Genomic DNA, 20,292 nt, shown 5'->3' with positions numbered 1-20,292 from the left:
GAGGTGGTGCGTGATAGCGGTTGAGGTGTTTGGCCTGGTCGTGACCGTTGTCAGGCTCCAGTGTTGCGGTCGGAGACCAGGCTGGCGATTGCCCGGTAGGTGGCGGGCAGGACCTCTCGTCGGTGGGTCCAGCGGGTCAGTTGCTTCCAGCGTTTGTGGTCGGCGAGGGCGTGTTCAACAGTGATGCGCTTCGAGGAGTGCCGGTGGCGGGCTCGGCGTCGGGCTTCAAGGACCTCGGGCGGGCTGATCTTGTTGCCTTTCCTCGGCGGGGTCACCGCCTGTGCGGGGTGATCGCGGCGAAGCCCGAGGTAGCCGTCGTCCAAGAACACCTGAACGTCAGGAAACTGCTGGAAGCAGACGGCGATGCCTTCGTTGCGCGCGGCGGTCGCATCATGCATCCGTCCAGGTCGCAGGGCATCGACTCATAACGTGCGGCCCTGGGCGTCGGCGATGACGGTGGCCTTCATCGTGTTTTGTTTCTTCTTTCCCGACACGAACGCCTGCCGCCCACCACGTCGGGCAGGCGGCCTGCGGACCTGGACCTCGGTGGCGTCCAGACGTAGTTCGATCCCCTCCGCCTGGGCGTAGGCGAACACATCGGCCAGGGTCCGCAGCCGCAGACTGGGACGGTCGGGCACCGCGCATCCCCGCTCGGCCAGCAGCGCACGTATCTCTGCGATCGCGCGGGTGACGGTGGAGCGGTCGACACCGAACAGCAGTCCCAGTACCGCGTGCGGCAGGTCGTGCCGCAGATGGATCAGCGTGGCCACCAGCCGTTCGACGAACACCAGCCGGTGACGGGCGCCGGCACCCGCAGCCCGCTTCCGGTCCCCGCCCCGGGCGATGACGACGGCCTTCGAGATCGGCCTCCCAGGGCACCGCCAACTCCTCCACGAGACAGGCGAGTGACGCTGCCAGACCCCGTGAACAGCCGATGAGCCAGCACCGCCCGATTGACCATGATCGCCACAGTCGGATCATGCCACCAGCCAGCAACGACGCCTCAACCACTATCACGCACCAGCTCGTTACTGATCGTTTCAGAATGAGTTGAGCCGCGGGTCTGGTGCTCGGCGATCTTGATCGGCAGGGTGTCCGGGGTGCGTGCTGATCTTGTTCCGGACGACCTGCGGGCGGTGAGGTCGATCAGGCCGATGTTGGCGCCGCCGGGCCGGTCGCGTTCGCGCAGCACGATCCGGCGGAGGTTGTCCTGGGCGACGATGGCGAGGTTGCGCCCAAACTTCTCTCGCAGGCAGGCCGCGACGGAGGACTTGCCCGAGGCGCTGTTGCCTCGGAGCACGATCAGGCGCGTGTCGCTGGTCCCCACCGTGCCGTGCGCGGCCTCAGTCACCGCGGCTGACCTGGATGCGGTTCTCGTGGAAGTGCTCCCAGTCCATGACCAGGCGGAAGCGGCGGTGGGCCTCCAGGCGCTCCGCGTCGGCCGGCTCCTCGCCGCGCTGGACACGGGCGTCGCCGGACTTCACCAGTTCCGCGAGAGCGAGCCGGACGTCGTCGACGTCCTGACCCGTGGCTGCCGCCAGCCGGTCCAGAGAGGTGAGAGTCTCTGTCGGTTCACCCAGATCGTCGACCAGGTGGTCGATGAGGGTGTCGAGGAGCGGGCCGGTGCGCATCGTCCAGCGGATCCCGTCGAGGCGCTCGGTGAGTTCGGGGTCCAGGGGCAGCAGGTCGCCGGGCAGCGGCAGCGCGGCGGGCATGGACCATCGGGTGCCGTCCGGCGTCTCTTCGCGGCGGGCCAGGCCCCACGTCAGGTAGAGCTCGGACAGGTCCCGCACGGTGGTGGGCACCGGGAAGCCGGCGGTCGTCAGCATGGTGCTGAACTGCTCCCAGCGGGCCGCCTCGCATGCCTCGCGGCCCTCCGGCGCGGCCTCGTAGTCCCATTCCTCATCAGGCCAGGAGAAGGTGAGCGCGCCGTCGAGGTCGCCGCCGATCATGTCCCAGTGCCCGTCGAAGATCTCCCGCAGGAGGTCGTCCAGGGAGCCGGTGAAGCCGGGCTGGCACGCCGTCCCGATCAGCATGGTCAGCGGGAAGCCCTGACGGGGCAGGACGTGCTCCCAGCCTGACACCCACCAGTCGTTGTGCATCGCCAGGTCCCGGCGCGGCCCGGGAACAGACACCTTCTCAGTCATCCGCAGCTCTTCCTCGAAAACACCTCGATGCTCGCAGCGTACGCAGCGAGACGCGGCAGGTTCTCACGAACGTCCCACCCACGTCTGGTGGTGCGGGGCGACGCGCAGCTGCTCGCGGAGGCGGCCGCACAGCACTCCGACGCGGGTGCGGCCCTCCAGGACCTGCAGTCCGCTGTCCGCCGGTCCAGGAGGCACCGGTCGATGAGGAGCGGCGGGCGCAGCCACGTCCCGTGCCTTCCCAGTGCCGGCCGACTTCCGGGGGCCGCACCTTGACCCAGTACACCGGGTCGGCGGCGTAGCTCTCGATGCAGCCGGCGTCGCTCTCGCCGGTCGGCATGGTGGGGAAGGCCGCGGCCGGAATCGTCTCCAGCGTCCAGGTGATGGCGCGCAGATCGATGTCTCCGTAGTCGTCCACGAAGTGGCCGTTGTCGCCTTGGTCGAAGAGGAAGTCCCTCAGGACATCGTTGGGCCATTGCAGGGCGGCCAGTGCCGGGTCCGCGCGGAAGCGCTCGAAGCTGAGGCCGCCGTCTTGGCGGCGGGCCATCAGCGGGCCAAGGTCGTTGAGCTTCATGTCAGGCACCGCTCTCCAGCGCGTACAGCTCGTAGGGGACGGTTCCGGTCTCGGTGTCTCGGTCGGCCGGTCGTCGCCGATCTCGGCGAGCAGCCGGGCTCCGAGCAGGGGGCCGAGGCCGGGGAAGCTGAGCAGGATCTCGCTGTCTGCGTGCTCCTTGAACGCGGCTTCGGCGGCCGTGGTGAGGTCGTCTGCGGCCTGGCAGGTGGCATCCAGCTGCTTGAGCAGAGCCAACAGCTGCTGGCCGAACGCGTCCTCGACGGCCGGGCGATGCCGCGCGTACTCGGAGCGGAAGATCTCCCGCAGGCGGGCAGTTTCGGTGTCGAAGCCGCGGGTGCGGCCGCTGCGCTTGAGGGCGGCGCGCAGCTGGGCGAGGGTGAGTTTCGCGGCCTTCGCCGGGGTCGGGGCGAGGGTAAGGACCACCCGGGCGTCTGCCCTGGTCAGGCCGCCCTCCTTGCCCTGGAAGGCGTGCAGGGCGGCGGGGTTACCTGCGGATCGCCGCTGAGCTGCGGCAGCGCATCGCCTCCGGCCAGCTTGCGCCCGGCGACCAGCTGCCGACGCTGCCCGCTCTATGTACGACGTATGGCGTATCCGAGACGACGATCCGTAACGCGCTCAGACTCCTCGCCACCGAAGGCCTGATCGAGACCCGGGCCCGCGCCGGCACGCGGGTCCGACCGAGGCCGCCGATCCACCGCATGGCCGCCGACCGGTACCGGTCCACGCCGGGCTCCAAGCCCACCCCGTACACACGGGATCAGGGCATCGGCTGGTCCGAGTACCGGCTCGACAAGCGGTTCGAGCGGGTCCCTGCCGATGCTGAGCTCGCCGCCCTGTTCGAATGCGAGACGGGGGAGCGGCTGCTCGCCCGGCACTTCGTGTTCTACGACAGTGACCAGCCCACCCAGATGAGCACCAGCTACGTCCGCTGGTCCGACGTCGCCGGAACTCCAGTCGCCGACCCAATCAACGAACCATGGCCCGGCGGCACCCGCGCGCAGCTGGCGACGCTCGGCTTCCGCGTCACCGCCATCACCGAGTCGTTTACGACGGCCATGCCCAACCAGCTCGAGGCGGCGACGCTCCGCATCGGGGCCGGCATCCCAGTGTTGCGCTACACGCGGAAGCACATCACCGACACTGGCCGCGTCGTCGAGGTCGCCCACCCGATCGTGCGCCGTGGCGACACGACCATCGTCGACTTCCGCATTGAGCTTGACGACTGAGGCCGGACATGACGAAAGCGGCCCCGCCCTACCGAAGGAGAACGGGCCGCATGGTGTCAGGGCGTGCCCAGGTCGACGAGCCTCGAGGTGCCGCGCAACCACGTGCTCGTCTTCCACGAGGTAGGCGGCATCGGCAAGACGGCCCTGTCCCAGGACGCCGGAGGCGGCGCTCATCGACACTGGAAGGCGGCCTGCCCCAGCGGGGCGAGCCCGGCTGGCCGGCCGATCGGATCCTGCCCGTGCGCATCGACGTGGCCCGCTCCGCCGGCACCGACTTCGAGCAGACCGTGCTGACGATCCGAGCCGCTCCTACCTGGGATCGGGCGCTTCCGGTCGCGGAAGGGGTACGGAGCTGGTTTCCTCGATCACCGGCGGCCTGTCCAACCTCTGGTGACCAACACTGTCCGCCCACCAGTCGACGGGTAACTGGTTAGGGTCCAGTTCAGGGAGGCGTTCTTCATTTTGCTGGTAAGGGACTCGCCACCCAGGTAGTTGGCGGCACGCCGTTGTGGCGTGTCTGGCACTCTGCATGTACTGGTTGATCAGGGGGAGAAGTGATGGACGAACACGAACTGAAGCGCGCGACCGATGTGGGGTTGGAACAGCGCGAAGCCGACAAACGCACTGTGGAACGGCTGCAGGTCATTGGTCTCCGTCTGAGCTGTGTCGCCTTGCTCTTCGGCTTCTGTGGGTGGCTCCTGGAAAAGCTCTGATCCCCAGTTGCGGGGCGGCACAGCGGCCACACTGACGTCCGAGCACGGCGAGCCGTGAGCCTGGCTGCACGGCCGGTCAAGAGGTGTGGGCGAAATGCCTGTGGCAAAGGAGGGGACCTCAGGCTGGTCGCCGAGGGGGTGCACCCGGCGTTGAAGGGTCGAGAGTTCTGCCCGGCGATCCCTTCGACAGGACTCCCGCTTCTCCGCTCTCGCGCCAGGTCGGCTTTGCCGCTCGACCGACCGCACGCCGATCCGCAGGGCAGCGGCAATTTCCACGTTCTTGCTGGCCAGGCCGTAACAGTCGACCGGTGGGTCCAGGCCAAAGTGGGCGAAGCCGGCGACCTGCGGCTCACGGGTGGCCAGCCGGTCGATACCGGTTTCCTCGGCGAAGGCGGCGACGGTCCGCAGGTAGGCGGCTTCGACTGGGCCGTGATCACTGGTCGCGGGCGTGGCGCCCGTGTAGTGGCCGTGCTCGTCGCGGTCGGTGGGGTCATTTGGTGACCTGGTAGATGTAGGGCAGCTCCGACGAGGTCTGCCGTGTCGAAGGAATCGTCGGCGGAAGCAGCACCATCCGCATGCGCACCTGGTGGCCGCTGAACTTCTGATCGCCTATGTGGAGCGTCTCTCCCGGGACAGAACCTCCCCTCGATCGTCGGCAGAGGCTTCATCCCTTGCCCAACACCTCCGCGTACTCGGTGAGTTGGCTTTCCTGGTCCCAGGTCAAGTGCCGGACTTCCCAGACCAACGCGGCTGTGTCGACCACTTCAGGCTTGAGTTCGCGGCTCTCCGCCCTCTGCTGGACGCCGGTCAGTCCTGCCAGCACGACGACCGGTGTGCCGAGCGTCGCGGCGAAGCCGTCGAGCATCTCGGCGTCGAGGGGCTTGACGCCCCGCCCCACTGCGCCGATAGTCGAAGCCGCCTTGCAGACACCGGACATCAGGCACATCGCCTTGGCCGCTCCCGACCAGTTCAGGTTGCGGAGCGCGAGCATCCGGAGGAGGAGCGACCCGAAGCCCGGCGGGTACTGCTCGTACGGGCGGAGTTCCTGGGGGGCGAGCGTGTCCGCCGGCGCGGTCATGGATCGTGCGCGGGTGCGCAGCAGGCGTCGGGCGGACGCGGACAGGGCGAGAGAACGCTCTACCAGGGAGCTGGAGGCGCCGGCTGTTTCGTCGAAGAGCCAGGTGTTTCCGGGGAGGGGGAGGTCCGCGACGAGCAGGAGGTCGTGGGTGCGCAGCCCCGTCCGCTCCGCGAGGCCGTCGAGGAACTCTCCGGTCGGGGGCCACACGGGCGAGAGGCCGACCGAATCCGCCAGGCGTGCCAGGCGTATTTCGGGCTCGGGATATGTCGAAGGTTCCATGGGCACCACGGCTTCGGTAGGGGTGTTCGGTCGTGTCGGTCCCGCCGGGAACAGTCTCCATGAGGCACCCGCCAGGAGGACGCGGACGTTGACAAGGCCTGCCGCCTGTCGGCTACTCAAGGCCGCCGACAAGGGCGCATGCGGTTCAGTACGTGCACTCACCGACCACGGCCACCACCAGACCCCAGCCCCCTACAAGTAGTGGTGCGAGGCAGCGCGCCTTCGCCGTCTCGATGCGCTGAACGAAAGAACCTAGCCTCTTCGCCCCGACCAGGCAGGTGCGGTGGGGCCATGAGATGTGGCCTCCGAGCTAAAAGATCGTTTACTTTGTGCATCCGCAGGGGGCTCGGCGTGACACCGGCCCCAAACATACCCGGGGGGCGATGAAGAAGGTTGTGGCCGCTGCTGCGCTGAGCGTGGTGCTCGCCGTCGGGTGTTCCAACAGCGCGGACGACACCGAAGATGCGAAGTCGGCGGCGGAGAGGAACGCCGTCAGCCCGACGAGCGAACCAGAAGTCGTCGATGCCGCGCCGGACCCGGTTGCCGGACCGGATCCGATCACGCTCGATGAGATCGACTGTTCCGGCCTGACATATGCCACCGTTGAGGAAGCATGGACAGCCGGTGCGGACCAGTGTGAGGCCACCCTCAGCGGCACAGAGATGAGCGAATCCGAGGCGAAGGCCGTCACTACCGCCTACGGAGCCCCCACCGAAGGCGACGTGGAGAAGCTCGCTGTGTTGTACGGGATGTGCGCCCAGTCCGGGCCGAGCGCCTTCGGCTACCTGGAATCGGCCGGAAGTCCGGAACAGCTTGCCGAGGTCCGGGGGGCGCTTCTTGTATGCCCCAGTCACCCGGACAAGAGCAAGCTGCGTGCCCTGGTGGGCGGGGCAGAGCGCAAGAACAAGCTGGAGAGCGAAGGACGCGTCTTTGGCGACGGCGTCTATCGCGTCGGCAACGAGGTCAAGCCAGGGACCTACTACTCCACCGACGTGGAAGGCTGCTACTGGGAGCGGACAGACGCCAGCGGCGAAATCATCGACAACAGCTACGTCATAGGAGCGAAGCGGATACAGGTCACCATCCGCGCTGGAGATCACTCGTTCAACAGCACAAACTGCGGGGAGTGGCAGCCCGTAGGCAGCTGACAAGTTTGCCCGTCCACAGGCCTCCCAGGCGACGGCGCGCCAGCACGCCAGTCTTCGCGTGCGACAGTTGCCAGAGCGATCCGCGCTCGTCTTCTCCTACGTCGCCCGCCACCGCTACCTCGCCGACATCAAGAACATCGATCACGAAGTCCTGGCCAACATCGGCCACATGACCGCCCACCGCGAGGTCAGCACCTGCCGCGCCAGGGACTGGGAGCACGCCATCCTCACCGGCTACGCCGTCTGGCGCCAGCGCCCAGCACACCATGACCGGTGGCCAACCCCACCAGCGGCGACTGGAGGTTCGAGACATCCTTCATGGACTGCGATCCGCGCGTGCGCCTCAGCCCATCACCACCGCGCGCGGCACCCGAGACGGGCCGGACCTCGTGGACCGCGTTGCGGGACGCGGTCCGGCTGGAGCCCGGCGCGGACCTCGCCGCGGTCACCGCCAACCAGGTCCGCGAGGTCATCGAACGCCTCGTCGCGGCCGACCAGTGTCAGGCGGGTGACCCGGACGTCTTGGTCGTGCTGGACGCCGGCTACGACGCCCACCTCCTGGCTGACCTGCCGGTCGAGGTGGTGGGCCGACTTCGGTCGGACCGCGTGATGCGCAAGCCCGTGCCGGTGCCCTGATCTGCCCGCCGCTGGGCGGGCGCCCACCCAAGCACGGCGGCGAGTTCGTCTTCGGCCATCCCGAGACCTGGGGCGAGGCCACCGCGCACCACGGTCGACACCGACCGGTACGGGACGGCGAACGCGCAGGCGTGGGACCGGCTCCATCCACGCTTGACGCGTCGGGCGGCTTGGGGCGACCGCGAGGGACCATTGCCGATCATCGAGGGCACTGTGATCCGGTTGACGGTGGCGAAGCTGCCGAGTATGGGGGAAGTTGTCCCACGGGACGGCATCGAGGCCCAAGCCCGGCCGGGGATCGGACAGGATGCCGGCCCCACCGCCCGTACGTCGAACGGACCTCCCGAGAACGCGGCCAGGTCCGCCCGGTCCGCCACTTTCCGGCATATCGCGAATGTCGGATCGGTCCGCCAGTCCTTCACGTCACACCCCAACCGCCAAATTCCCGGAACTTGATCATGACTGGCCCGACGGTCCACCGGAAGCCTCGCGGCGGTGAACCAGCGGCTCGTACGGGGCTGACCCCAAACACAGGGGCCAACCGGAATGCTCAAGGGTCACCTAGCTAGCCGAGGTTGGCCAAGCAGATCAAACCATTCGTTGATGACGGCGATGGTGACGGTGGCCTCGTAGCGGACGGCCAGCTTGTCGTACCTGGTGGCCACCGCCCTCGACCTCGCGCCGCTCATCCTCCGCGTCGGCCGCCGCGACAGAGGTGCCTTCGGCGTCGATGTCCTCGGCCAGATCCTGCGCCAGGCAACCCGCGGCCAGCTCGCTGCGGCAGCACCGGGGTCCGGCGGGGCACCGTGCACCGCTTCCGGGCGATGAACGTCACCTGGCGCCGCCCGGACGAGGGCGAACTGGGCGACTTTGCCGCCGGGGTGACGACGCTGGCCGTCAGCCCGCTGTCGGGCAACGCCGGCGAGGTCGCCCTGATGCTGCTGCGGGCCGGGTGCACGGTGCGGCTGATGGACGACTTCGACCCGAGCCGGGTGCTGGCCGCCGTCGAGGCGGAGCGGATCACCAGCGTGTATCTCCCGTCCCCGCACCTGGAACGGCTGGTCAGCCACCCGGACGTGGGGCGCACGGACCTGTCCAGCCTGCGGTACCTGCCGTACGGCAATGCCCCCATCGCGCCGGACACACTGCGCCGAGCGATCGGCGTATTGGGCCCGATCCTGTCGCAGAACTACGTCACCAGCGAGCTCCGCGCCGTCACCTTGCTGCGGCAGGAGGATCATCTGGCCGCCGCCGACGGGCGGCCCCACCTGCTGCGGTCGGCCGGGCGTCCGCTGCCGGGGGTGGAGCTGCGGATCTGCGGGCCGGATGGCCGGGACCGTCCGATGGGCGAGCCGGGCGAGGTGTGGCTGCGGGCCCCGCACATGATGAGCGGCTACTGGCGCGACCCGGACGCGACACGGCGGGTGCTGCTCGAGGACTGGCTGCGCTCGGGTGACATCGGCCGGCTCGACCCCGAGGGCTACCTCTATCTGGACGGCCGCGCCTGAACGCTCCACTGGACAACTGGTGCGTGTGGATGTTCGGTGCGCCCGATCCCTCGCACACCGGATCTCCGGTGCGCCTGGGCCCCCCGGGCGCGTCACCTGCCGGTCCGTCGTGGCTGGTCGCGCCGATCCCGCGCCCGTTCCGCGCGCCCAACCCACCGGCACGCCCAGACCCCCGCTGCGCCCCCGGCACACCTGCGCCCCTTCCCGGGCGCCGGGCGCCTAACCGCACGGCGTGCACCCGCGGCTCCTCCGCCGCGGGTGCACGTCCTGACGTCGCTCAGGCATTTTCCTTGGCGAAGGTCCGCATGCCGACGGCGACGCAGACGACCGCCAGCGCGACCGCCACCACGCTGCCCTCCAGGACGGCCCAGGTGGCGAAGTGGTCGGCGAACAGGTCCCGGATGGCGTCCACGACGTAGCGCAGCGGATTGAAGTGCGACAGCACGTCCAGCCAGGTGGGCGCGAGGCTCATCGGGAGCAGGATGCCGGCGAGCAGCATGACGGGGAGCGTGGCCGAGGTGAGCAACGGTGCGAACTGGTCCTCCGACTTGAGCGCGACGCCCAGCGAGAGGGACAGCGAGGCCAGGGCGATGCCCAACAGGACGACGAGGACGAGCGCGGCGAGGATGCCGAGGAGGTTGGCGCGCAGGCCGAGCAGCAGCCCGACCGTCACGATGATCACGGACTGGACGAGCAGCACCGTGACCTCGCGGACCACGCGTCCCATCAGCAGCGCGAACCGGCTGACCGGTGTGACGCGCAGCCGCTCGATGACGCCGGAGCGCACGTCGGCGATGATGCCGAATCCGCAGAAGCCCGCGCCGAACAGTGCCAGGTAGACGAGGACACCGGGCACGAACGTCTGCCATGTGTCGCCGGGGCGACCCATGTCACCCAGTCCGGTCAGCAGCGGACCGAACAGCAGGAGGTAGAGGACTGGCTGGACCAGGCCCATTACGATGGTGATCTTGTAACGGAAGGTGAAGCGGAGCTGGTTCTCGAAAACCAGTAACGTTTCCCTGAGGGTCTGCATGGCGAGGGTTCTCCCTGTTCAGGCGGCGTCGACGAGGGCGGCCGCACCGGCCTGGTGCCCGGTGAGGGTGAGGAAGACGTCGTCGAGCGTGGGCCGGTCGATCTGGATGGAGACCGGGTCGACGTCGCGGGCGTCGAGCGCCCGCATGAACTCGACCATCGAGCGGCTGCTGTGCTCGGCGCGGAACCTGATGGTGTTTCCGGTGACGGCGACGTCGCGGGTCCCGGGAAGGCCGCTGACCGTGTCCTCGGCGGTGCGTACGTTCTCGGGGGAAACCTCCAGGGTCACCGCGTCGCCCGAGACCCGGTTCTTCAGCTCCTCCGGGCCGTCCTCGACCAGGATGGCGCCCTGGTCCATGATCAGGATGCGGTCGCAGAGCGCGTCGGCCTCGTCGAGGTAGTGCGTGCTGAGGAACACCGTCGCGCCGAGTTCGTCCCGCAGGCTGCGGATGTGGTCCCAGAGCTGGTTGCGGCTGGTCGGGTCGAGTCCGGTGCTGGGCTCGTCCAGAAAGATCAGCGGCGGCCGGTGCACCAGCCCGAGTGCGATGTCTAGACGGCGCCGCTGGCCGCCGGAGAGGCTGCCGACCAGGCGCGACTCCAGGCCGCCGAGTCCCAGGCGCTCCGCCAGGTCGGCGATGCGGGGTCCGGCCTCGGCCTTGGACAGGCCGTACAGCCGTGCCTGGAGGAGCAGTTCGTTGGCGACGACCTCCGCGGGGTTGGCGTCGCCGCCTTGTGCGACGTATCCGATCCGTCGGCGCACTCCGACCGGGTCGGTGAGCAGGTCGCATCCGGCGACGCGGGCGGTTCCCGCGGTGGGGCGCAGCAGGGTGGTCAGCATGCGCAGGGTGGTCGTCTTGCCGGCGCCGTTGGGGCCGAGGAAGCCGACGATCTCGCCGTCCTCGACGGTTAAGTCCACACCGCGTACGGCGGTGACCTCTCCGTGGGGGGCCTGGAAAGTCCGGGCCAGTCCGTGCGCCTCGATCATGGTCATGGCTGGTTCTCCTCGGTCGGGTCCGCGGATGCGGCGTCGGGTTCCTCGATCGCCATTTCGAGTTCTCCCTGCCAGGCGAGATCGGCTTCGAGCTGCATGACTCTGCGCCGGAACATCGCGTTGTCCAGCGGGCCAATCGAGCCCGCCGCCAGGAGGCTCCTGCGTTCCGCGTCGATGTCGTCGCGCATCGCCACGACGGCCGCGCGGCGCCGTTCGAGCAGGTCCCGCAGGATCGGCAGGTCGTTGGTGCGGGTGAACAGCAGCGCCACGCTGAAGGGGTCGGTGCCGTGGTGCACCTGGGTGACCGCCTCCTCGCGGAGCTTGGCCAGCTCCGCCTCCCCTTCGTCGGTGATCCGGTACACCGTGCGGGCCGGGCGTCGGCCCACCTGCTCGGTCCGCACCGGCTGGACGAGCCCGTCCTCGTCCATGGTGCGCAGTTCCCGGTAGAGCGCTCCGACGCTCACCCCGCCCCAGCTGCTGACGCTCGTCACCTCGGCGATGCGCCGGATCTCGTGGCCGTGCAGCGGGCCCACGTTTTGCAGGGTGCCCAGAGCCATCAAACGAGTAAGATTCACGCGGCTAGTATCGTGAGAGTAATATCGAGAAGTCAAGCTCGTGAGAGCTCCCCGGCACTTGCGAGAGCGTCGTAGTACGCGAAGGAGCGGAGTGAGTCACCTCATGAACGGGTCCCCCGGCGACGACGTCATCACCGTCCTCGGCGCCCGCACCCACAACCTGCGGAACGTCAGCGTCACCTTCCCGAAGAACAAGATCGTCGCATTCACGGGGGTGAGCGGCAGCGGCAAGACCTCGCTGGCGATCGACACCCTCCACGCGGAGGCCCAACTGCGCTATCTGAACGGCATTTCCCCCTTCTTCCGGCAGTTCATCTCCTCCAAGAACCGACCGCAGTTCGACCGCCTCAGCGGCCTCGGCGTCACGCTCGCCGTCGACCAGCGCCGTCTCAACCGCAGCGAGCGCTCCACCCTCGGCAGCATCACCGGCTTGAACGACTTCCTCGGCCTCCTATTCGCCCGGATGCCGGCCCTGGGCCCGGAGGCCGTGGCGCACCCCGAACTCCGCGGGCTTACCAGCGCCTACTTCGACCGCTACAGCATGGAAGGCCGCTGCAAGAGGTGCCTCGGCATGGGCGCCACCGTCAGTCCGGACCCGGACGCCGTCATCACCCGCCCCGACCTGCCGCTGCTCAAGGGTGCGGGAGCCTGGTTCGACCGCACCAACTCCGGCGAGCACCTCGCCTTGCCGGCCCTCGCCGAACGGTACGGCGCCGACCTCGAACTGCCATGGAGGGAACTGCCCGAGGCGTTCCGGCACGCTGTCCTGCACGGCACAGGGGACGAGCCGGTCAGCTTCCGCATCACCACCCGTCAGAAGAAGTCCGGCAGCGAGACCACCGTCGAGCGCAGCGTTCCCCTCAAAGGCGTCCTCGCTGAGATAACGCGGCTGCACGAGACCGCCGGCAGCGAGTCGGCCCGGCAGCACTACGAGAGCTTCATGCGGCGCGAGGTTTGCAACGCCTGCGGCGGCACCGGCTACGGAGATGTCGCGCGCACCCTGCGGGTCGGCGGGCTGACCTACCCGGAGGTCGTCGAGAAGCCCGTGGAGGAGCTGCACGCCTGGGCGGGGACCGTCGAACCCACCCTCACGCCCATGCAGCGCGAGGTCGCCGCCACCTTCCTGCCCGACCTCGAGAAGCGGTTACGGCTGATGACGGCACTCGGCCTCGGGCATCTCCAGCCCCTGCGCACCGCGCCGTCCATGTCCGGCGGCGAACTCCAGCGCGCCCGTGTCACCGCGCAGCTGAACATGGACCTCACCGGCATCATCTTCGTCCTCGACGAGCCCAGCGCCGGACTCCACCCCGCCGACAAGCACCCCCTGCGCGAGATCCTCACGGACCTGCGCGACGCCGGCAACACCGTGCTCCTCGTCGAGCACGACCCCGAACTAGTCGCCCTGGCCGACTGGGTGGTGGACCTCGGTCCCGGCGCCGGACGGCAGGGCGGCACCCTCGTGGCGTCGGGCCCGCCCGAGAAGGTGCGCCGCGTCCCCGAGTCCGTCACAGGCGCCTATCTCGCCGGCCGCGGACCGCGCGTACGGCGGCCCAGGCGCCGGGAGGCCGGGGCGGCGGGCCATGTCGCGCTCGTCGGCGTCGACGTCCACAACGTACAGCTGGACCGCGTCACCGTCCCGCTGAACACCCTCACCTGTATCACCGGGGTCAGCGGCAGCGGCAAGAGCAGCCTGCTGCACGAAGCCCTCGGCGACGGCCTCGCGGCCACCCTGCGCGGCGAGCGGCCGGCCGCCCTCGCCCGCATCGAGGGCGCGGCGGCCGTGGACTGGGTGACGGTCGTCAACCAGGACCCCATCGGCCGCACTCCCCGCTCCTGCCCCGCCACCTACACCAAGGCGTTCGACCTCATCCGCAAGCTGTACGCGGCCAGCCCGCGCGCCCGCGACCGCGGCCTCACCGCCGGCGCCTTCTCCTTCAACTCCCCCGGCGGACGTTGCGAGACCTGCACCGGGTACGGCAAGCGCCAGGTCGACCTCCACTTCATGCCGGACATGTGGGTCGAGTGCGACGTCTGCGAGGGCCGCCGCTTCACCCCGGAGGTCCTGGCCGTCCGCTACCAGGACCGGTCGATCGACGAGGTGCTCGCCGTGACCGTGGACGAGGCCGCCGAGTTCTTCACCGCGCCCCGACCCCTGGTGGCCACCCTGGACGCTGTGCGCCGTGCCGGACTCGGGTACGTCCAGCTCGGCCAGGCCGGCACCGAGCTCTCCGGCGGCGAGGCCCAGCGGCTCAAGCTGGCCAACGCCATCCTCCAGGGCAGCGACGGACGCAGTCGCGGCATGGTGCTGCTCGACGAGCCCGCCACCGGGCTGCACCCCTCCGACGTGCAGCGCATCGTCGACGCCCTCGACGTCCTGCTGGAGGCTGGCAACTCGGTCGTCGTCGCCGAACACGACCTGCACGTCGCCGCTTGTGCGGACTGGATCATCGACATGGGCCCGGGCGCCGGCCACCGCGGCGGGCGCGTCGTCGCCGAGGGTACCCCGGACCGGATCGTCCGAGGCCCGGGGGTCACCGCTCGGTTCCTCCGGCCGCTCTTCGAGGGCCCGACGGCCGGGGACTGACGTCCCGCCCACGTCATCCAGCCCCTTTTGAGCGATCGTCGAGCCGCGACGGGGACGATCCCGACCACCCGGGATCCTCCCCGGACGCCGCGGCCGGGCGGGCCTCCGCCGACCGGCGCGGGTGTCCGCCCGGCCCGGGGGCCGACTCTCCAACAGAGCTGAGGGACGCAATATGACTGCCACGCCCGACTGCCGTATCTGCGGCGGCACACTGCACGAGTTCTTCGACTTCGGACGCCAGCCCGTCGCCGACGCGTTCGTCGACCCCGCCGGCGGGACGGAGGAGTTCTTCCACCGGCTCGCCGTCGCGATGTGCACGTCCTGCACCATGGTGCAGCTGCTGGAGGACGTGCCGCGCGAGAGGATGTTCCGCACCGACTACCCCTACCTGTCCTCCCTGTCGACGGTGATGCAGGAGCACTTCCGCAGCACGGCGCGCCGCCTCCTCGACACGGAACTGCGCAACCCAGACGACTTCCTCGTCGAGTTCGGCAGCAACGACGGCATCATGCTCGACACGATCCGCCGGGCCGGCCGCCGCCACCTCGGCGTCGAGCCCAGCACCGGTGTCGCCGAGGCGGCCGCCGCGCAGGGCATCCGGGTACGCAACGCCTTCTTCGAGGAGGAGACCGCCGTCACCGTCGCCGCCGCCGACGGCCCCGCGAAGGTGATCTACGCGGCGAACACCTTCTCTCACATCTCCTACGTCGACTCGATCTTCCGAGGCGTCGACGCGCTCCTCGCCCCGGACGGGGTCTTCGTCTTCGAGGACCCGTACATGGCCGACGTTCTCGAGCGGACGTCGTTCGACCAAATCTACGACGAGCACTTCTACTTCTTCACGGTCCGGTCCGTGCAGGCGATGGCGGCCCACCACGGCTTCGAACTCGTCGACGCCGAATGGCTGCCGGTGCACGGGGGCGAGATCCGCTACACCGTGGCCCGCCCCGGCGTCCGCACGCCCAGCCCCGCGGTGGGCCGCTTCCTGGAGCGGGAGAAGGCCGCCCGCGTCACCGAGCCCGGCACCCTGGCGCGCTTCGGTGAGAACGTCGACAAGGTCCGCGACGACCTGCGGGCCCTGCTGGAGCGCTGCCGCGAGGAGGGCCGGACCGTGGTCGGCTACGGTGCCACGGCCAAGAGCGCCACCCTGACCAACTACTGCGGCATCGGCCCGGACCTGGTGTCCTTCATCGTCGACAGCACCCCCGCCAAGCAGGGCCGGCTCAGCCCCGGTTCACACATCCCGGTGCGCGCGCCCGAGGCATTCGCCGACCCCTACCCCGACTACGCCCTGCTGTTCGCGTGGAACCACGCCGAGGAGATCATGCGCAAGGAGGCCGCATTCGGCCGCCAGGGCAGCCGCTGGATCCTCTACGTACCCGACGTCCACACCGCCTGAGTCCCCGCCCGCCCCCGGCGTTCCAGCACCTCACCCACCAACTCCTCCAGCGCCGCCCCGAGCGCTGCACGAGGACGCCAACCGGTGATCGCACGGAACGCCGAGGAGTCGACGGACATGCCCAGCGCGTCGGCGGCGGTCGCCGACGCCGGAGGGTCCACCTCCAGCACCGGAACCGGTGGCCGCCCGGTACGCGCGCCCACCGCACGGGCAACGGCGCGGAAGAGGTCCTCGACCGCGACCGGCCGGCCCGTGCCCACCGGCCAGTGCCGCCCGGCCAGCAGGTCCGCGTGGTCCGCCGCCGTCGCGAGCGCCCGCGCGGCGTCCGTGACATGGAGCAGGTCGCGCTGCCCGGCGCCGCTACGCCACACGCTTAGCGGATGGTCCGCGAGCGCCCGTTCGACCATCGCCGCGACCACGCCGCTGCCGAACGGCCCCGGCCCGGCCCCGTACACCGTCGGCAGACGCAGGGACACGCCGCGCACGGCGCCGCGCGCGGTTGCCTCCTTCATGACCCGCTCCGCCGCCAGCTTCTGCCGCGCGTACTCTGTCACCGGGTGGTCCGGCTCCCGACCGTCGATCCGGCCCGGTACGCCCGCCTGCGAGGCCGACCCCGCGAACACCACGACCGGGGGCGGTGCCTCCCGCTCCCGGCGGCCCTTGTCGAGGGTGTCGACCAGGCGGTGCATCACCCCGACGTTGACCCGGGCGGCGACCGGATCGCGCTCCGCTGCCCGCCAGGCCACGCCGGCCTCGATTCGCGCGACCAGATGGATCACGACGTCGGCGTCCGTCACTGCCCGCGGCATGCTGTCCGGCGCCGTGAGATCCGCCGCGTACACCTCGCTACGCGCGAGGCCTCCCGCACCGAGGCTCATGGGTCGGCGTCCCACCAACCGCAAGCGGCCCGGCCGCCGTGCGAACTCCGCCGCGACGGCCGATCCGATGAAACCGGAGGCACCCAGGACGACGACCAGCGGAATGGCCGCGTCTGCGCCCGCCGCGTCACTCACCGGCGTCGACGAGGTCGCGCAGGGGCCGGGCGACCTCACGCGGGGGCGGCTGGGTAGCGATCTCCTCCCGCACCCGCGTGGCTGCGTCAGTGTACGACGGCAGCCCGAGCACCGCCTCCACCGCCTCGCGCAGCCGCCCCGCGGTGACATCCTCGGCCGGCACCCGCCGGGCCACGCCGGCCCGCTCCAGGACCTCCGCGTCACTGCGGCACCCAGCGCAGCGGCAGCAGTCCCGGTGCGGCGGGGAGGCGCAGGCTCGGCGGGCACGGCGAGACCGTGCGGTGTGCGGGGTCCCCGGAAGAGGGCCTTACACCATGCCGCTCGAACTGCTCCCAGTAGCCGGGCAGCACGTCGAGGATCTTCTCACCGCCCGGTGAGCCCAGGATGTCCGGCCCCCACAGGTGCCGTACGCCTACCGCGCCCAGGACGTGCGCGGCGACGAGCGCCGCCGGGGCCATGGTGTCGCCGATGACCAGGTCGGGCCGGAAAGCACGGGCGAAGGCGACGATGTCGTCGAGCGCGGCGGTGGTGGCCTCGTTCCAGGCACTGAACAGACCGCCGTCGTCCCGCTTCGCCGCCTCCCGAAGTTCCTCGGCCGTCCCGGGCCGGTCGGTCTCCCGCCGCTCGTGCGACAGGGTGCGCCGTCGCACGGCCGCGAAGTCCACATCCAGGCCGACGGCCACGGCGGGCATGCCGGACCGGACGATCACCGGGTGCATCGACGGCTGCGCGGCGATCCGGACGTCGTGGCCAGCGGGCCGGGTTCGGGGCCCGTAGTCGATCTCCACAACGATGTTCGAGATCATGCCGGGCATCCAGATCACCACGTCGAGGCGCCCATAGCGGCCTTTGCCGTCCCGCACCACCGGAACCCGCAGTTCGCGATAGGTGCGCAGACGGCGGGCGACCGGGCGCGAACACCTCATTGTCGGTCATGGAGTTCACCGCAGGGGTGAGACTGCGGTGAACTCAGCGGTCGTGTAAGCAGGAGGTCGCCCGGCGAAAACTGCCCAGAGGTGATCAGGTCGCGATAGTGGCCCGCGATGCGCGCGTACGGCGGCCGATTGTCGGCTCGGGGCGGCCCTGCCATGTGCCTTCGCCTCCTTCATTCCGCCCGGACTGCACCTGGAGGACGTACCGCCGAAGGAGTGGAGCGCGCTGCTCCGCGACAACCTGGAGCAGACCCTGCACACTGTCCAGCTGGTGCTGCCCGGCATGCTGCGCGCTAGGAAGTGGGGCCGCGTCGCCCTGGTGTCCTCACACATCGCCCGGGACGGCGCCCCCGGCCAGGAGATCTACGGGGCGGCCAAGGCGGCCCTGCACGGCTTCGCGCGCAGCCTGGCCTGGGACGCCGGTCCGGACCGGGTCCTGGTCAACGTGGTCAGCCCCGGACTGACCCGTACCGCCGGAGTCCTGGCCGACCTGCCGGCCCAGGTGCGGGAAAGGGAACTGGCCCAGACGCCCACCCGCCGCCTCAGCTCGCCCGAGGACGTCGCCCGCGCCATCGCCTTCCTGTGCTCGGCGGCGAACGACAACATCACCGGCGCAGTCCTGGACGTCTCCGGCGGCCGATAGCCCCTGCTCCCGTCTCCCCCCCCCATGACTCCCACCACCAACGAGAGGAAGCACACCATGTCCCGCACCCATGTCGTTCGACACACCGCCTCGGTGAAAGCGCCCGCCGAGCGCTGCCACACCCTGATCGCCGACCTCGACGCCTGGCCGCAGCACTTCGCCCCCGCCGTGCATGCCGAGATCCTCGAGCGCCGCGACGACGGGGCGCAGCTGGTCCGGCGCTGGGCAGTGACCGGCCCTTCCTCCGTCCACACTTGGGACGCCTGGCGGCGGCTGGAGTCCGGCTGGCGCATCAACCTGGACCAGGTGGAGCCCGACGCGCCGCTCGCCTCCATGCGCGCCACGTGGACGTTCGAGACCGCGGCGTCCGGCACGACGGAGGTCGTCGTCACACACGAGTTCACCCTGCGCGACGACGCGCCGGACGATGCCGTGAACACGATTGGCGCCGATCTCGAGAGCCGCACCCCGGGCCAACTGGAGTCGCTGCGGCAGACCGCAGGGGCGTGGGAGGAACTGGAGCCCCGGGTGATCTCCTTCGAGGACCCGCTTTTCATCGGCGGACGTCTGGAGGACGTCTACGAGTTCCTGTACGCCGCCGACAAGTGGCCCGACCGCGTCCCGCACGTGACCAAGCTGGACCTGACGGAGGACACGCCGGGCGTCCAGTTCTTCGACATGCACACGCACACGCCGGACGGCCGGGAACACACGACCCGCTCCGTACGGATCTGCCTCCCCCAGCACAAGATCGTCTACAAGCAGATCGGGCTACCGGCCCTCCTCGACGCGCACACGGGCCACTGGGTGTTCATCGAGACGCCGGAGGGCGTGGTCGCCCATGCCCGACACACCGCGACCATCAAGCCGTCCGCCCTCTCCCTGCTGGGCGAGGGCACGACGGTCACGGACGCCCGGAAGTACCTGCGACGCGTCCTGAGCACCAACAGCCTCCAGACCCTGCGCTACGCCCAGCAGTTCGCCGAGGAGCGCGCCCGTGCTGGCGCCGCCTGAACTCCCGGGCGAGCGACCCGTGTTCGGCCAGGTGCCGGACGACTCGACCGCGCTCGCCCACGTCCCCGATGTACCGCTGGACGGCCTGCTGCGGCGGGCGGCCGCCGCCGTGCCCGACCGGACCGCCCTGCGCACCCGCGACCAGGCGTTCACCTACGCCGAGCTCGACGCGCTGGCGGACGGCGGTGCGACGGTGATCGCCCGGGCGGCGGGCCGCCCCGGCGCCGTGGTGGGCGTCGTGTCCTCCCTGACGCCGTCCTTCGCCATCGCCTACTACGGCACGATGCGGGCGGGCCTGGTGGTCGCGATCATCAACCCCTTCCTCCGTGAGGAGGCCCTGACCCACGTGCTCACCACCGCCTCCGTGTCCGTCGTGGTGGCCCCACCGGAGACGGCCGCACGGGCGGAAGCGATCCGCGACCGCCTGCCGGGCCCGGTCACGGTGCTGTCGCCGCAGGACGTCATCCGCCCCGGGCCGACGTCGGCGGGTCCGGCTCCAGACCCGGACGCGGTGGCCTGCATCCAGTTCACCAGCGGCACCACCGGCGCCCCGAAGGCCGTGCGGCTCACCCACCGCAACCTCGTCGTCAACGCCATCCAAATCGCCGCCGTCCACAGGCTGGACTGCACCTCCGTCACGCTCAACCACCTGCCGCTGTTCCACCCGATGCACCTCAACTCGGCGGTGTGGGCGGGCGCGAGCCAGGTCCTAGGTGTATTGATCACGAGCGTTGTTAACGCGGGTCGGTCTTGATCGTGACGAAGGCCCCCGTGTGTGGTGGAGGTGTCGAATCTTCACCGCA

The 20,292-nt window shown here is 70.1% G+C and carries 18 protein-coding genes and 6 pseudogenes; 12 read left to right on the top strand and 12 right to left on the bottom strand.

Features of this window, described 5'->3' with window-relative positions:
- Positions 1-50 precede the first annotated feature (50 nt).
- From ACIRS4_RS34235 to ACIRS4_RS34220, 4 genes and pseudogenes are all read right to left on the bottom strand, one after another.
- Positions 51-961: pseudogene (locus ACIRS4_RS34235) on the bottom strand (transposase family protein).
- Between the two features lie 168 nt (positions 962-1,129).
- Positions 1,130-1,351: pseudogene (locus tag ACIRS4_RS34230) on the bottom strand (kinase); the annotation flags it as partial.
- A complete protein-coding gene (locus tag ACIRS4_RS34225) occupies positions 1,344-2,147 on the bottom strand; it encodes a DUF6042 family protein (protein ID WP_404203485.1) in 804 nt (267 codons plus the stop codon). The gene ACIRS4_RS34225 and the pseudogene ACIRS4_RS34230, both read right to left, overlap by 8 nt.
- A 637-nt stretch (positions 2,148-2,784) precedes the next feature.
- Positions 2,785-3,201, bottom strand: a pseudogene (locus tag ACIRS4_RS34220) (IS110 family transposase); the annotation flags it as partial.
- Between ACIRS4_RS34220 and ACIRS4_RS34215 the strand changes: the two are divergent.
- The 3 genes from ACIRS4_RS34215 (at position 3,150) to ACIRS4_RS34205 (ending at position 5,158) form a co-directional block, all read left to right on the top strand.
- Positions 3,150-3,944: a GntR family transcriptional regulator gene (locus tag ACIRS4_RS34215; RefSeq protein WP_404203524.1), complete on the top strand. Its 795-nt coding sequence runs from the start codon at positions 3,150-3,152 to the stop codon at positions 3,942-3,944. The pseudogene ACIRS4_RS34220 and the gene ACIRS4_RS34215 sit on opposite strands and share 52 nt — an antisense overlap.
- Positions 3,945-4,501: 557 nt before the next feature.
- A complete protein-coding gene (locus ACIRS4_RS34210) occupies positions 4,502-4,657 on the top strand; it encodes a hypothetical protein (protein WP_404203483.1) in 156 nt (51 codons plus the stop codon).
- A gap of 225 nt (positions 4,658-4,882) precedes the next feature.
- The gene (locus tag ACIRS4_RS34205) at positions 4,883-5,158 is read left to right on the top strand and encodes a hypothetical protein (protein ID WP_404203481.1); all 276 of its coding nucleotides are present in this window, start codon (positions 4,883-4,885) and stop codon (positions 5,156-5,158) included.
- A 163-nt stretch (positions 5,159-5,321) separates the two neighbouring features.
- Here ACIRS4_RS34205 and ACIRS4_RS34200 read toward each other — a convergent pair whose 3' ends face one another.
- The gene (locus ACIRS4_RS34200) at positions 5,322-6,014 is read right to left on the bottom strand and encodes a hypothetical protein (RefSeq protein WP_404203479.1); all 693 of its coding nucleotides are present in this window, start codon (positions 6,012-6,014) and stop codon (positions 5,322-5,324) included.
- Between the two features lie 383 nt (positions 6,015-6,397).
- On the opposite strand from ACIRS4_RS34200, the gene ACIRS4_RS34195 reads away from it, so the two are divergent.
- The 4 genes and pseudogenes from ACIRS4_RS34195 (at position 6,398) to ACIRS4_RS34180 (ending at position 9,306) form a co-directional block, all read left to right on the top strand.
- Positions 6,398-7,162, top strand: coding sequence for a hypothetical protein (locus tag ACIRS4_RS34195; protein ID WP_404203477.1), 765 nt, complete (start codon positions 6,398-6,400; stop codon positions 7,160-7,162).
- A gap of 58 nt (positions 7,163-7,220) precedes the next feature.
- Positions 7,221-7,412, top strand: a pseudogene (locus ACIRS4_RS34190) (hypothetical protein); the annotation flags it as partial.
- Positions 7,413-7,525: 113 nt separating this feature from the next.
- Positions 7,526-8,050, top strand: a pseudogene (locus tag ACIRS4_RS34185) (transposase); the annotation flags it as partial.
- Positions 8,051-8,373: 323 nt separating this feature from the next.
- Complete coding sequence (locus ACIRS4_RS34180) at positions 8,374-9,306, top strand: class I adenylate-forming enzyme family protein (protein ID WP_404203475.1); 933 nt, start codon at positions 8,374-8,376, stop codon at positions 9,304-9,306.
- A gap of 277 nt (positions 9,307-9,583) precedes the next feature.
- Here ACIRS4_RS34180 and ACIRS4_RS34175 read toward each other — a convergent pair whose 3' ends face one another.
- Genes ACIRS4_RS34175 through ACIRS4_RS34165 form a run of 3 tightly spaced genes read right to left on the bottom strand, consistent with a single transcriptional unit; the run spans position 9,584 to position 11,904 of the window.
- Positions 9,584-10,339, bottom strand: a complete 756-nt coding sequence (locus ACIRS4_RS34175; protein ID WP_404203473.1) for an ABC transporter permease — start codon at positions 10,337-10,339, stop codon at positions 9,584-9,586.
- Between the two features lie 18 nt (positions 10,340-10,357).
- Positions 10,358-11,329 (bottom strand): ATP-binding cassette domain-containing protein, encoded by a 972-nt coding sequence (locus tag ACIRS4_RS34170; RefSeq protein ID WP_404203471.1) that lies wholly within the window; start codon positions 11,327-11,329, stop codon positions 10,358-10,360.
- The gene (locus tag ACIRS4_RS34165) at positions 11,326-11,904 is read right to left on the bottom strand and encodes a PadR family transcriptional regulator (protein ID WP_404203469.1); all 579 of its coding nucleotides are present in this window, start codon (positions 11,902-11,904) and stop codon (positions 11,326-11,328) included. The genes ACIRS4_RS34170 and ACIRS4_RS34165 overlap by 4 nt, the downstream gene beginning before the upstream one ends.
- Before the next feature lie 103 nt (positions 11,905-12,007).
- On the opposite strand from ACIRS4_RS34165, the gene ACIRS4_RS34160 reads away from it, so the two are divergent.
- Complete coding sequence (locus ACIRS4_RS34160; protein WP_404203467.1) at positions 12,008-14,488, top strand: excinuclease ABC subunit UvrA; 2,481 nt, start codon at positions 12,008-12,010, stop codon at positions 14,486-14,488.
- A gap of 172 nt (positions 14,489-14,660) precedes the next feature.
- The gene (locus tag ACIRS4_RS34155; protein ID WP_404203465.1) at positions 14,661-15,887 is read left to right on the top strand and encodes a methyltransferase domain-containing protein; all 1,227 of its coding nucleotides are present in this window, start codon (positions 14,661-14,663) and stop codon (positions 15,885-15,887) included.
- Here the strand turns inward: ACIRS4_RS34155 and ACIRS4_RS34150 are convergent.
- The 4 genes and pseudogenes from ACIRS4_RS34150 to ACIRS4_RS34135 form a co-directional block, all read right to left on the bottom strand.
- On the bottom strand, positions 15,860-16,900 hold the full coding sequence (locus ACIRS4_RS34150) for an NAD-dependent epimerase/dehydratase family protein (RefSeq protein ID WP_404203463.1): 1,041 nt from the start codon (positions 16,898-16,900) through the stop codon (positions 15,860-15,862). The two genes, ACIRS4_RS34155 and ACIRS4_RS34150, sit on opposite strands and share 28 nt — an antisense overlap.
- Positions 16,893-17,075, bottom strand: a complete 183-nt coding sequence (locus tag ACIRS4_RS34145; RefSeq protein WP_404203461.1) for a nucleotide disphospho-sugar-binding domain-containing protein — start codon at positions 17,073-17,075, stop codon at positions 16,893-16,895. The genes ACIRS4_RS34150 and ACIRS4_RS34145 overlap by 8 nt, the downstream gene beginning before the upstream one ends.
- A 25-nt stretch (positions 17,076-17,100) precedes the next feature.
- Positions 17,101-17,826, bottom strand: coding sequence for a hypothetical protein (locus ACIRS4_RS34140; RefSeq protein ID WP_404203459.1), 726 nt, complete (start codon positions 17,824-17,826; stop codon positions 17,101-17,103).
- 59 nt (positions 17,827-17,885) lie between these two features.
- Positions 17,886-17,990 (bottom strand): annotated as a pseudogene (locus tag ACIRS4_RS34135) (GntR family transcriptional regulator); the annotation flags it as partial.
- Here ACIRS4_RS34135 and ACIRS4_RS34130 point away from each other — a divergent pair.
- From ACIRS4_RS34130 to ACIRS4_RS34120, 3 genes are read left to right on the top strand one after another with little or no spacing between them, the layout of a single operon-like run.
- Complete coding sequence (locus tag ACIRS4_RS34130; protein WP_404203522.1) at positions 17,984-18,475, top strand: SDR family NAD(P)-dependent oxidoreductase; 492 nt, start codon at positions 17,984-17,986, stop codon at positions 18,473-18,475. The pseudogene ACIRS4_RS34135 and the gene ACIRS4_RS34130 overlap by 7 nt on opposite strands.
- A gap of 57 nt (positions 18,476-18,532) precedes the next feature.
- Positions 18,533-19,489 (top strand): aromatase/cyclase, encoded by a 957-nt coding sequence (locus tag ACIRS4_RS34125; RefSeq protein WP_404203457.1) that lies wholly within the window; start codon positions 18,533-18,535, stop codon positions 19,487-19,489.
- The gene (locus ACIRS4_RS34120; RefSeq protein WP_404203455.1) at positions 19,473-20,243 is read left to right on the top strand and encodes an AMP-binding protein; all 771 of its coding nucleotides are present in this window, start codon (positions 19,473-19,475) and stop codon (positions 20,241-20,243) included. The genes ACIRS4_RS34125 and ACIRS4_RS34120 overlap by 17 nt, the downstream gene beginning before the upstream one ends.
- The last annotated feature ends 49 nt before the right edge of the window (positions 20,244-20,292 follow it).

This window comes from Streptomyces sp. NPDC101166 (genome assembly GCF_044768125.1).
Classification (GTDB): domain Bacteria; phylum Actinomycetota; class Actinomycetes; order Streptomycetales; family Streptomycetaceae; genus Streptomyces.
This window is presented reverse-complemented; position numbering and strand designations above follow the sequence as displayed.